This is a genomic window from Alkalihalobacillus sp. BA299, assembly GCF_017745675.1.
Lineage (GTDB): Bacteria > Bacillota > Bacilli > Bacillales > Bacillaceae_F > Alkalihalobacterium.
Window position 1 is genome coordinate 125041 of sequence record NZ_JAFLJM010000011.1, and the last position, 12211, is coordinate 137251.

Sequence of the window (12211 nt, forward strand, 5' to 3'; positions counted from 1 at the left end):
TTATCTCCCCCCTTTTCCTGGAGCTTCTTTAATATATTCTGATAAATGAATCCACTGTGGGTTTAGTTTTAGTAAAATCAGTGTAATAAGATATTTTCGGTGGCGCTCATTCGTTTTTCGCTTATAACCTGTTTTTTTAGAAAAAGGACCGATGGGAAGCTGCTTTTTTTGCAGTAGGCTTTGGACTAAATCTTCATCAGATATAAATCGAGCTGCCATTTCAAACAAGGACAAACGGGTATCTTCATGTTTCGGGGAATGATGCTCGAGCTCTTCAAATGAAATATTAAACTCACCTAATTTTTCGTCTAGCTCTAGAATTTCCTCTACTAATTCTTTAGATTGCGTCATTTCTTCATAATGTTCAATTGCTTGATCATTTTCATACTTTAATGTTTGTGTACCTTCATCGGTTACACTCGGTGAAAGTGAAAGAAGTGTTTCTTTCTGTTCTTTCCGAAAAAAATCAATTAATGCTCTTTTAATTAATAAGTACACATAATTTTGAAACGAGCGGCCTCCTTCTGTCGAAAACGTATCAATCGCTCGATCAAAGGCAATTAAGGCAATACTCGACTCCTCATCACTCCATGTAATATATTTCTTACAGAAGTGCCCAGTGACATTAATTATGTATGGTTTGTAATGAAGAATTAATTGCTCACGTGCAATTTCATTCCCCGTCTTTGCTTGAGCAATGACTGTTTCTAATTCGAAATTTTCCACTAAACTACACCTACTCCATGTATCTATGCTTTGATATGTCGTTAGCATACGATAATTTCATCAATGGGTAAAGGACTGTTAGAAAAAGACTGACTCCTTGATGTCTTTAGACCCCGATCCAAGGTATCTAACACTATCATTTGAGTCAGCCCTTCTCCAGTTACCTACTATGGTCTTCCCGCATTACCGTTTCCGTTACCGTTTGAATTCCCAGGGCCTCTTTGTTGAGCATTTTCTCTTGCTTCTTCGCCACGCTGTTGACCTTGCTCCTTTGCTTCCTGTCCACGTTGTTGAGCTTGTTCTTTTGCTTCTTGACCACGTTGCTTTCCTTGCTCAGCTTTTTCCTTTGCCATTTCTTTAGCTTGCTCTGCTCGTTCTTGACCTTTTTGAGCATTTTCGTTCTTAGACTGTTGTTGCTGGTTTTTCTTGTCTTCTTTTTTACTTGTAGCAGTTACTTCCTCTTCTTGCTCTGTTATCTCTTCTTCTGTTTCATTTTCTAGTTCTTCGCTCTCTTCACTCTCGTTTAATGCTTTTCGTTGTACTTTTCGTTCCTGTGCTCTCTGACGATTCTCCATTGCTCTCTCTTGATTCGCAAGCGCTATTCTAATTCCTGCTTTAGCTTGCTCTGGAAGATCATCACGCTCTAATAAAAGCTGTAAGTTAACCCCACGCATTGACGTTTTTTCTGTAACTTCTTCTTCAATGTCTTCTAACGTCTCTTCTTCCTCTTCAATGACATCTTCTTCGATTGAATCATCTTTAATAAGTTCTTCTTCTCCTATTTCTTCTTCATTCATTTCATTCTCTTCTTCAATTAAGTCGTTGATGGTAGCTAATTCTTTATTATATTTTTCGAACAGCACTGCAGCTAAGTCAAATTGTTCTTCTTGAAGAAGAGTTTCTAATTGCATATTTGTATTCGCAACGAATTCTAGTAATAATATTAATCTCTCTTTCTCATTATCTGTCAAATCTACTAACGTGGATTGAAAAACATCAACAAAATCAAACAATTCAAAATCCGTCTCAACACGATCATTTTCTTCCATGCTGTTTGTTTCCTCAATAACATCTGTTTCCTCATTGTAAGGTGTTGTACTATCCGCTTGCACTGCATTTTCAATGACTACAGACTCTTCAGCATTAACAGTACCTGTTATTAAAAAAGTTCCTATTATTAAACTACTAACTATTTTCTTCATCGCGCTTCTCCCTTTCCATCTCATATTTCAATTACTTTGGAAGTTTTATATTTCCTTTGAATTCTTCGATCTCTTCAAGATAGCTTTCAAAATCTTCAAGTGGTGACATAAATGTAACAATTAACGTTTTCCCTTGATCTTGTTCAATATACAAATCTGAACGAATACTTTCTTTTTGATTCGTATGAAATGAAAAGTAATCGTCCTTCTCTTCTAGAACTGTAATTAAGCCATCTCCTAGCTGTAGTTCTTTTTTAATTTGTTCCATTGTTTTTTCACTTGGGATGACCGATACGATGGCCTTTAATGTATCATTTTGAAACGTCACATTTAAATTTTGCACGTACACTTCTTGTTCAATTATCCAATTGCTAGACTCATAGATTTTTAATCCAACATCCGTATTTTCAAAAAGAATTTCTTCACTTTCAGCCTGTGTTTGCTCGGACTTCGTTGTTGAATCAGACGAGCATCCCGTCACAATCATAAGTCCTGAAAGTAAACAAATCATCATTTTTTTTCCTTTAAACATGAGGCACCTCACTACTATGTACATAAATATTTTTCTTAAGAAAGCCGCTTTCCTATAGCTATACGGAAGGTTTTTTCAGTTTGAGGGGGTCATAAAGAATTTTTTTAAAAATTTTTTCTACAAGTAACTGATCTCTAGAAAATGATACGTTTAAAAGTAACAGTATCTATATGTTAAACTTTAGTGAAGTAACTTTTATGGAAAGGGTGAACATTTATGGAAGACCTCATTGAAGTTGGGTTGATGGATGAACTTAAGGAAACGAGAGCGAAAATCGTGAAAGGAGGGCAGCACGGAATTGCTGTATTGTACCATAATAATGAGGTTTATGCCGTTGACAATCGCTGTCCGCATTTAGGGTTCCCTCTACATATGGGGAGTATGTGTGATGGAATCCTAACCTGTCATTGGCATCATGCAAGATTTGATGTAAAAAGCGGTGGTACGTTAGATCCATGGGCAGATGATGTCACGACATATCCAGTAGAAGTAAAAAATGGCGTAGTATGGGTCAATCCTACTCCGATGAACCGGCTAACCATTAAAAAGCTTCGCCAAAGATTACGTGAGGGATTAGAACAAAACTTGAGCCTAGTCATTGCAAAAGCAGTTGTAGGACTAATAGAAGCTGGAGAACCACCAGAAAATATCACTCGAATTGGGGTAGAATTTGGAACGAAGCACAGGCAACGTGGCTGGAGATCCGGACTAACGATCCTCACAGCGATGACGAATATTTTACCGAAGCTTGATCAAAATGGAAAGATTTTAGCACTGTATCAAGGGTTGGTACATGTAGCAAGGGAAAGTGCCAATATGGGAACTCGATTTCTCCTTGGCCCTTTGCCTGTACAAGAGTCTACCAGCCAACCATCCATGGAACAGTTGGCGGAATGGTATCGCCATAACGTCGAAGTGCGAAACGTTCAAGGAACTGAAAGAGTACTTTTAACGGCGATCGAATCAGGCGCTGTGACAAAACAATTAATGAATATGATGATGACCGCTATTACAGACCATTTCTATATGAATGTTGGTCACACATTAGATTTTCACAATAAAGCATTTGAAGTTTTAGAGCATATTGGTGCAGAGCATCGACCATATGTTCTTACTTCACTATTACCTGAATTAGCTAGTGCTTCCCGTAGTGAAGAGCTGCACAGTTGGCAATCTCCCGTTGATTTGGTTCGTCCTCTTCATCAAGCGTTTAAACAACTACCAACTATATTAGAGAATCAGCCGCTAAAGCCAGAAGAATTCGATGAAAAAGCGTTGATAGATCAGCTATTAACCGACCGTCCAGAGGAAACGATTGAAGTTCTTTTAACTGCGCTAAAAAGAGGCATGCCACCTGTCCGGTTAGCACAATTGGTTTCATTAGCCGCCGCGGAAAGATTAGCCCGTTTCCACGTCCAAAACGAACTCAGAGACTGGATTGCAGTGTTACACGCATTTACTCATGCCCATGCCGTTCATGAATCGCTTCGTCGATCAACTACACCTGAGTTAACACGTGCGATTTTTCATACTGCAATGAGTATTTATTTAAACCGTTTCTTAAATACACCTTCTGCTCGCCGTCCAATCGCTGAAGAACAAAATTCCCCCGCACAGGACGTTCAAGAATTATTAGACATGTTAGATCAGCAACAGCAAACTGATCGAGCTGGAAAATGGGTGATCACTTACTTAGCAAGAGGGGGCGATAAAAAGGCTTTATTTAACACATTAGGTCATACATTATTACGCGAGGATGCAGAGTTCCATTCCTTCCAGATGTTTGAAGTAGCCATGGCAGAGCATGATCACTGGTCAAAAGAAGAAGGAGCATTAGCAAATTTCGCCCAAGAAACGATGATCCTTGCCACAACAAGATACCTTGCCGCACACGCACCCACTTCTCGTGAAACCCCGCACACGGCCAAAATTGCGATGAGGCTACATCGCGGGGAAAAACTATTTGAAGATGAAGAATGATAGATAGATAATCATATAGGGGAGACCTAAAACTGGATCTCCTCTATATGATTGAAATGTCAAAAAACTATGCTAGCAACGACTAACCTTGAATTACCTGATAAAATTATAAAATTCATTCATAATAATTGAAAATTGTTTTGAACTTAAATTTATTGTTATGATGATGGTAGTCGGTAGGAGGTATAAATCATGTTAGATGCTTTGATTTTTGGTATTGCTATATTTTTCGTTTGGATCATCTTTGATTTTGTTAAGTATAAAAAGTTTTCAAAGGAGAATATACTCAGTGCACTTGTTGTCGGAGTAATCGGAAGTATGGCGTGGTATATTATTGAATGGATTTTTTAGTTGAAATTCCCCGTAAGACTAGCTATAATAATTTTAATCACTATACGGGGCATTAGCTCAGCTGGGAGAGCGCTACGCTGGCAGCGTAGAGGTCAGGGGTTCGAGCCCCCTATGCTCCATCTATGGAAAAACCCTTGTTCTGCAAGGGTTTTTCCATGCCTGCATTTTTTACAACACTTCCTAAATCCTCATTTGGTTCACAAATGTTCCATTACCTCGTCATGTTTAGTCAGTTCCTGTTCTAATTTATCAACGGCATCTCTTTGCATGCTAGGCAAAATATGGGAGTAGATCCGAAGTGTGATTTCGACATCCTAATGACCTAAGCGCTGTTGAACAAGTTTTGGATTTTCCCCATTCATCAATAGTAATGTTGCGTGTATGTGCCTCTTATGGTGAGCTCTCCATAAAAGGCATTCCCACGCAACAATCATGCTTCAGCTGGGGGAACATCCGAAAGTCGTTTCCGAGCGCCTTGGTCATAGTAAAACGAACGTTACTTTAGACATTTACAGCCATGTTGTACCAGATATGCAGAAAGGAGCAGCGGATAAGTTTGAACAAGCGATGCTAAATGTAAGTGGAGAAAATAAATGATTATTTTACTAAATAAAACTAAAATAATCGATGCTATAATAGAAGATATCAATCGGAGGGATTAAAATGGAAAATACATTACAACAAATCCTTAACGAACTAAAAGAAGTGCGGTCTGATATTTCAATACTTAAGAACGGACAACATGGCCTTGATCAAAACCAGCAAGAAGTACTAGCCGATTTTGGCGAACTTAAAGATGGACAGCAACGACTGGTACAAAGTCAACTAGAAATGAGATCCGATATTGAGGAACTCAAAGTTGGGCAACAACGACTCGATCTAAGCCAACAACAAATTCGGTCAGATATCAGTGAACTCAAGGTTGGGCAGCAGAGACTTGTTCAAGACCAACAAGAAACGCGAACCAATTTTGGAGAACTTAAAGCTGGGCAGCAACGAATAGAACAAGGCTTAGAGCAGTTACAAAAGAACTTGGTTGAGACCCTTGGTGAGTATACAGAGAAAATAGTTGATCATGTCGATGATAAAACTGCAGCTTTAAACAAACGCGTTTTTGATGTGGAGACTGTTGTACAGCGGATTAGTAGGCAGTAACTTGTTATTTAAAGTAACTTAAATCGTTAATTTTACAATGGACCCCCATACTTATTTTAAGTGTGGGACTCCATTTGTTTTGTACTTTTTTTGAAAATCTTTAGCAATCGCGCCGTTTGTTGAATATCATTTTTCTATTGTATAGTATGATTGTACTACCATGAAAATTAACGTCTTATGTATCAATAAAAAGGCCATACTTAAGAAGACGCAGCTCATTCTTTTTTTTTAAAAAGAGAGGAACGCCATATTTCAGGGGATATTACATTGAATGGGTTATTCTAAGACGCTTCTGGTTCCACAAGCGAAACAGTATAGCCTAGACTTTCTAGCCTTCGTAGTGAATGTCGAACAATCGATTGTTGTTTTTGCTTATCGAAGTAATCTTCTCCTAAATCGACGTACATTTCTTTACGGGTCAATAAGTAATAGGAGATTCGTAATATCGCATGCGCGACTACAACTGCTGCCCGCTTTTTACCTTCCACGTGCTGCAGTACGGCGATAAAGCGCTCCGAGGTAGTTTTTTGACCCTCTAATAGATTGAGCTGCTTCAATTAAGGCTGACTTTAAATATTTGTTTCCATTCTTCGTTTTAGAAGACTTCCGTTTCCCGGCACTTTCATTACTACTTGGCACCAATCCGGCCCATGAGCACATTTGAGGTGCTTAAAGTTCTTCTTTATTCTTTTTAAACCAAGAGTAAAACAGTTCTTCCACTGATAATCATTCCTTTTATCTTGTATAAAAGCTCACCATTAGTTGAACATCTTTTTTAGCCTTGATTAATATTCTCTCGTATAATAATTTCATAAGTAGAATCGTTTGGTATGATTTCTTCTGCCATTACGGAATGACTTTAATAATCCTCACTTTGACTTCATTTCTTTTTATATCGCCTGATTCCACTTCAATAGTAATTATCCAATTCGATGAATTGCGATGATCAGGTTGAACCATTACGCTATGATCCAATAAATGCTTTTCTACAAATCGCATGAACTTCCTTTGGAACTAGAAACGTCCTACTTCCACCCTTTTAACCCACAGGCACCTCTAAAGATATTTTTTCTATAACAACTTTCCTACACCGAACCATTTTCCTATATTGGTCGAGCTACTAAACAATAAATTTTGTAAAAATTTCGGTATATTGCATAGATAGCTATCCTGCATTTTTAATAATAATAACAGTGTGAATCATGTTTTTCGGAACTCCTATTTTGTTTACTTTTCCGTCAGTAATTATGCCATATCTAATTTTGTTTTTGTTTTTATTTTAGTTTTGACTATTTTCTTTCCATAAAGGTTAAAAATTTTTAAAAGAGGTTTTAAAAATGGTGACGATTAAAGTGAATGATAATGGTTCTTTGCGTGTAACAGGTAATGTAGAGCTCGTCGATGGTGAAGTAAACAAAATAGAAACGAAAGAAACATTTTCTCTTTGCAGGTGTGGTCTTTATAAAAATAAACCATTTTGCGACGGGGCACACAAAGCTAATTTTGAAAGCATTGACAGAGCATGAACATTTTAAATTTTAAGGCAGCAAATCTGAGGTATAGCTTCGTGTAGCAGTTACAGTTTTTTATAGTATTAAGATAGGGGACAGACTTGGAGTCCCTTTTTTAAATATTTTTCATAGACCCCTTTAAATATCGATATAAATCCATCCATTATAATCTGATCTATTTATCATGTCACCACATCCAAACATTTTTTTATCTTATCGTAGAGGGATTTCAACAAGCTCAGAGTCTGGATGCATAAGTCTGATACCATCTCTTTCTTCAGACCCCACCCCAACAGTCATGCTAAATACACAGCTGTACTATTCATCTCTATTTTCATCTAAACAACAATTTCTTTTTTTATTTGATAAAAAATGAAAAAGCATTACTCATTTTTACAGTAATGCTAAAAAAAAACAACAAGGCTGTGAAACAATTCTGTGATACAAGATTATTCGGGGGGGGGGATGACAGGCACCGTTCTGTTGTGTATGATTAAAAAAAGACCCATTGGTTTTAAAAGTGCATTGGAGGTGACCATGATACGAAAAGGAGAACGCACGAAAAAAATGATCATTGAAAAAACTTCAAAGCTATTAAATACACAAGGTTATCTAGCAACACCGGTTTCCGATGTCATGAAAGAAACAGGCCTTGAAAAGGGCGGGATTTACAATCACTTTAAAAGTAAAACGGAACTTTCACTGCACGCTTTTCAATATGCAATCAATGAAATGGGAAAAAACTTTCGCGTCGCATTAGCAGATAAAAAATCTGCCACTCAACGTTTGTATGCAATTCTTGACACATTTTTTGATCTAGCAAATGGACACCCGCTTCCAGGCGGATGCCCAATTATGAATGCAGCAATTGAATCTGATGATGCACACCCGGAGTTACGGGCAGAAACAGAAAAAGCAATGAATCAACTCTATCAAATGATCCAGTCAATTTTTCAAAACGGAATCAAAAAAGGAGAATTCTGCCCAACGCTCGATACTGATGAGTTTTCGACGATTTTTATATCGACCATCGAAGGGGCACTAATGATGACAAAGCTTTATAACGATCCCGTTTATATTAAGCGGGCCATTCGATTTCTTAAAAGCCAGGTCTCTTCTATCCAATTAAATAGCGGCTAATAAAATACTCACCTTTCGTACCGGGGAGGGGGGATTTAGACCTCTTAACTAACTATTTCCTGCATACACTCTTCCTTCAGTTTCTTCTTTTACCCTGGCTTTTTTAGCAGTTTGTTTCATAAAAATTGCAAGCGACAAGCCTATAACAGTCATCAAAGTGGAAAATAGGTGTGCAGCTTTAAATCCGCCAGCTTGCTCAATAATCAAGCCTCCAAACATTGGTCCGAGGAGCTGACCGACGGCAAAAAATACTGTAATAAATCCTAGTGCAGAAGGGATTTGATTTAAAGCCACCTGTTCAGTTAATGATGTTTGAATAAGCGCAAACATTCCTGTAATTGTTAAGCCTAATAAAATCTGAGTGAGCAAAAACCCTATAAAGTTAGGTAGAACGACAGAAGCAATATTGGCAACACTGAAAAATAAAATGCAAACAATCAGGCTAAGCGTCCTTCCATAACGGTCTGATATGAATCCCCAAGTAGGTCCACTCATGATTGCCAATATGCCACCTATTGAAAACAAGATGCCGCCAGTCACTGCATTAATCCCTTCCTCAATCATATACCCCATTTGGAATGTCAATGGAATTAAGTAAGCCGTTCCTACACTAAAGTAAATCAATCCTAGAAGAAGTACCCCTTTGTTACGATAGACAGAAACTGATGTATTCTCACTAGAATCAGGTTGACGGGTTGTCATTTGTGGATTTTTTAAAAATACATAAGCAAAAATGACGGTAACAACAGTAAAAATTCCGAACCCAGCCAAGCCATATCTCCAACCTACAGTTGATGCCGTCATCAGACCAGGAATGACAAAGCCTGCCAACAGTACCCCTGCACCACCACCGCTCATCAAAAATCCAATCACTAAGCCGCGCTTTTCAGGAAACCAACCGACCAGCAATCCAACTAGTGGAATGAAAACAAAAGCTGTCCCCATACCGTTGAGGAACATAAGCGAAAGATTCAGATAAAAGAGGTTCGATAAGGACAATCCTATATAGCTAAGCATGACAATGACTCCACCGCAGATAATGATCGTCTTACTTCCCCATCTGCTCACAAACTTACCGCAAACTACACTAAAAATGAGAAATCCCAACGCATTTGCACTGCCAATTAACCCTGCTTGAAAATATGTGAGACCCAAATCTTCGCGCATAAAAGGCATGACAATTCCATAGGCCAATCTTCCAAACCCTGTTGAAGCAATAACGAGACATGTACTGACAATCACATAGCACCAAAACACATTTCTTTTCGTATGACTACTATTTACATTTGTCAACTCAATTTCTCCTTCCTAAAAAAGCGTCTAGCGCTGGAGCTAGACATAATAAGAAAATCCCCTAAAATAAAAGACCGATCAGTCTCTAAAATAGCCAAAAAATTTTCTTTACTAATGGCTGCTTAATAAATGCTTGCTTCAATATCATGGTATTCATTTCATGTTAATTTTTAACTTCATGGCCCTTCGCTTCTTCTCCCCGCAATGTCATGCAAGTACTCGTCAAATAGGCAACTAGTTTTCCAGATTCATTGAAAATGTCACAATGTACTAGACCTACCGATTTGCCTCTTTTCTTTACTTCAGCTTTTGCTGTCAGCTTTTCATTGCAAACCGGCTTTAGGAAATTAATTTTCAATTCAACAGTGGTAAAGGTCTCGCCATCATCTAACGTACTATTGTAGGCTGTTCCCATGGCAACATCAGCCAGATCACACAAAATCCCCCCGTGAATCGTCCCCATTGGATTCGCATGTTTTTCTGTATCGCATTCCATTTCAAACACCGATCGCCCGTATTCAATGTGAACGAACTTTAAACCAAGTAATTTAGCAATAGGTGGAGGAGAAATTTCTCCACTAATCAATTTTTGAAGATTTTCTAACGCTTTACTCATTTTTCAAAACACTCCTTTTTTTAAATTATTTTTAAAACCGAACGGTCTTTTTTAGACCAAAAGAGTTCTGTTGAATTTAAGACCGATCAGTTTCTTTTAGGATACATTATTCTGAAAAATAAAACAATTAAAACCTGTTATATGCTCTCCGCCTCGTAATTGATTAGCGATGTTTCCTACTGCACTGTTATCACCTACAAACAAATCTTTAAGTTGAAAAATATCACCATTTGCATTTGTTTCATTTGAATTACACCCACTTAAGAAAAGCAATGCCAATAGTGAAAAGAACAAAAACTTAATCATTATTTTTAACTTTATTAATGGATCTTCTAATAAAATAATACCAGGTTAAAGAATTGTATTAAAAGAGTGAACCCACTAGTATCTATGTACTGTGGTTAATCACTTGCTGCACAGTATGTGTCTACCATGTAATAAAAAAGTTAATCTATCCTATTTGCTGAAGACTGATCTAATTGAAAATCAATCTAATTTTTTTAAACATTTTTGATTATCAAAAATAAGGTTTTATATCTTTAATTACCAGAAGGATTGCAGTGGTAAACAGTCTGTCATTCTTTGGTACACTTTTTATCATTTGATGGTAAATACTATGTCAGAGGTGGTACATCGGCTGTAATCAACGGCAATGAATACAGCCACAAGAATGTACCATCTCTGCCATGCTTTTTACCAGTAGTTGCCACCAAATTTACCACTTTCTGTCAACGTGTTTACCAATAAAAGAACGTCAACGGTATTAAAGTATAAAAGCCTAATCCTCCTCACTTTACCGAGGAATTAGGCTTTGGTCTTCCGCAATCGCACCAATTGTTAAATATCAATTTCTATTGAATAGTATCGTTGTACTCCCTGTGCAACTACAATAATTCTTCTGGAATATAGTATTCGCATTCCAACTTTTAAAATCTTTTTTATCCCAAGTTAAAACAGGAAGTTTGCTGTTAGATTTACTCGATATTAGGGCATCAGCAAAATCAACATTTTTATCCGAATACATTCTCAGTGCAATGATTACATCATCTTCCTCTACTTCAACATTTTCAGATTCAATGACATCTAATAGATATTCAGTTATTTTTTGTTTATCCAATTTATAGAAAGACTTTAGCAACCAACAACATTCAGCGATTACGACAGTAGGGATTACTAAAGTTAATTCACTTTTTTCAACCTTCTCTACAAGCTTCACTATAGTATTAAATTTAATTGGATCATCTTTAACTAACATTCGTATAAGAACATTTGTATCAACTAGAAACTTATTCATGTTCCAATCCCTCAGATAGAATATGTTTAGACGCTTCCTCGTGAGCAGCTTCTCTCATTTTTTCAAGGTTAATTTCCTCTTTAGAAGTAATTCTGCCAATTGCTTGACTTAATAATTTTTTCTTAACTGGCTCTATTCTCACTTCATCGTTTTCTATTAAAAACCTAAACTGGTCACCCTCACTTAAACCTAACTTTTCTCTAAGTTCCTTTGGTATTGTTATTTGTCCTTTACTCGTCATCTTCCCACTAACTAATTCCATTTCAGCTTCACCTCTTACTTCATTTGATAGTATTACTATCATTATAAGTATTACTAAAATATTTTGCAAACTTAACTGAATAATATGAGTCTACTACGTAATATAAGAGATCCTCCACAAATCTGGCCCAATTGCAGTAGATGAGAAGC

The 12211-nt window shown here is 37.1% G+C and carries 16 protein-coding genes, 1 tRNA gene and 1 pseudogene; 7 read left to right on the top strand and 11 right to left on the bottom strand.

The window, feature by feature from the left end; genetic code table 11:
* The 3 genes from J0N78_RS15370 to J0N78_RS15380 all read right to left on the bottom strand — a co-directional run bounded on the left by J0N78_RS15370 (position 1) and on the right by J0N78_RS15380 (position 2460).
* Positions 1-726 carry a sigma factor gene (locus J0N78_RS15370; protein WP_209123997.1) on the bottom strand — a complete coding sequence of 242 codons (726 nt, stop codon included), beginning with the start codon at positions 724-726 and terminating at the stop codon, positions 1-3.
* 167 nt (positions 727-893) lie between these two features.
* Positions 894-1928, bottom strand: coding sequence for a F0F1 ATP synthase subunit B family protein (locus tag J0N78_RS15375; protein ID WP_209123998.1), 1035 nt, complete (start codon positions 1926-1928; stop codon positions 894-896).
* Positions 1929-1959: 31 nt separating this feature from the next.
* Positions 1960-2460 (bottom strand): hypothetical protein, encoded by a 501-nt coding sequence (locus tag J0N78_RS15380; protein ID WP_209123999.1) that lies wholly within the window; start codon positions 2458-2460, stop codon positions 1960-1962.
* A 216-nt stretch (positions 2461-2676) separates the two neighbouring features.
* Here J0N78_RS15380 and J0N78_RS15385 point away from each other — a divergent pair, with 216 nt between their 5' ends.
* From J0N78_RS15385 to J0N78_RS15405, 5 genes and pseudogenes are all read left to right on the top strand, one after another.
* Complete coding sequence (locus J0N78_RS15385; RefSeq protein ID WP_209124000.1) at positions 2677-4440, top strand: Rieske (2Fe-2S) protein; 1764 nt, start codon at positions 2677-2679, stop codon at positions 4438-4440.
* Positions 4441-4632: 192 nt separating this feature from the next.
* Positions 4633-4791 carry a hypothetical protein gene (locus tag J0N78_RS15390; RefSeq protein WP_209124001.1) on the top strand — a complete coding sequence of 53 codons (159 nt, stop codon included), beginning with the start codon at positions 4633-4635 and terminating at the stop codon, positions 4789-4791.
* A 46-nt stretch (positions 4792-4837) separates the two neighbouring features.
* A tRNA-Ala gene (locus J0N78_RS15395) sits at positions 4838-4910 on the top strand.
* Positions 4911-5202: 292 nt separating this feature from the next.
* Positions 5203-5388, top strand: a pseudogene (locus J0N78_RS15400) (site-specific integrase); the annotation flags it as partial.
* Between the two features lie 66 nt (positions 5389-5454).
* A complete protein-coding gene (locus J0N78_RS15405) occupies positions 5455-5946 on the top strand; it encodes a hypothetical protein (RefSeq protein WP_247747347.1) in 492 nt (163 codons plus the stop codon).
* A 281-nt stretch (positions 5947-6227) separates the two neighbouring features.
* Here the strand turns inward: J0N78_RS15405 and J0N78_RS15410 are convergent, their stop codons facing one another.
* The 3 genes from J0N78_RS15410 to J0N78_RS15415 all read right to left on the bottom strand — a co-directional run bounded on the left by J0N78_RS15410 (position 6228) and on the right by J0N78_RS15415 (position 6945).
* On the bottom strand, positions 6228-6503 hold the full coding sequence (locus J0N78_RS15410) for a hypothetical protein (protein WP_247747365.1): 276 nt from the start codon (positions 6501-6503) through the stop codon (positions 6228-6230).
* Positions 6424-6606: an IS110 family transposase gene (locus J0N78_RS25845; RefSeq protein ID WP_247747348.1), complete on the bottom strand. Its 183-nt coding sequence runs from the start codon at positions 6604-6606 to the stop codon at positions 6424-6426. The genes J0N78_RS15410 and J0N78_RS25845 overlap by 80 nt, the downstream gene beginning before the upstream one ends.
* 186 nt (positions 6607-6792) lie before the next feature.
* Entirely contained in the window at positions 6793-6945 is a 153-nt protein-coding gene (locus J0N78_RS15415; RefSeq protein WP_209124002.1) for a hypothetical protein, read from the bottom strand.
* A 338-nt stretch (positions 6946-7283) separates the two neighbouring features.
* Between J0N78_RS15415 and J0N78_RS15420 the strand changes: the two genes are divergently transcribed.
* Positions 7284-7472, top strand: a complete 189-nt coding sequence (locus tag J0N78_RS15420) for a CDGSH iron-sulfur domain-containing protein (protein WP_209124003.1) — start codon at positions 7284-7286, stop codon at positions 7470-7472.
* 522 nt (positions 7473-7994) lie between these two features.
* The gene (locus J0N78_RS15425; RefSeq protein ID WP_209124004.1) at positions 7995-8597 is read left to right on the top strand and encodes a TetR/AcrR family transcriptional regulator; all 603 of its coding nucleotides are present in this window, start codon (positions 7995-7997) and stop codon (positions 8595-8597) included.
* Between the two features lie 48 nt (positions 8598-8645).
* Here J0N78_RS15425 and J0N78_RS15430 read toward each other — a convergent pair whose 3' ends face one another.
* From J0N78_RS15430 to J0N78_RS15450, 5 genes are all read right to left on the bottom strand, one after another.
* Positions 8646-9890, bottom strand: coding sequence for an MFS transporter (locus tag J0N78_RS15430; protein ID WP_209124005.1), 1245 nt, complete (start codon positions 9888-9890; stop codon positions 8646-8648).
* A 163-nt stretch (positions 9891-10053) separates the two neighbouring features.
* A complete protein-coding gene (locus J0N78_RS15435; protein ID WP_209124006.1) occupies positions 10054-10506 on the bottom strand; it encodes a PaaI family thioesterase in 453 nt (150 codons plus the stop codon).
* A gap of 96 nt (positions 10507-10602) precedes the next feature.
* Positions 10603-10812 carry a hypothetical protein gene (locus J0N78_RS15440; RefSeq protein WP_209124007.1) on the bottom strand — a complete coding sequence of 70 codons (210 nt, stop codon included), beginning with the start codon at positions 10810-10812 and terminating at the stop codon, positions 10603-10605.
* Positions 10813-11350: 538 nt separating this feature from the next.
* Entirely contained in the window at positions 11351-11800 is a 450-nt protein-coding gene (locus tag J0N78_RS15445) for a type II toxin-antitoxin system VapC family toxin (protein ID WP_209124008.1), read from the bottom strand.
* Positions 11793-12062, bottom strand: a complete 270-nt coding sequence (locus tag J0N78_RS15450; RefSeq protein ID WP_209124009.1) for an AbrB/MazE/SpoVT family DNA-binding domain-containing protein — start codon at positions 12060-12062, stop codon at positions 11793-11795. Before J0N78_RS15450 ends, J0N78_RS15445 begins: the two co-directional genes overlap by 8 nt.
* Positions 12063-12211 lie beyond the last annotated feature (149 nt).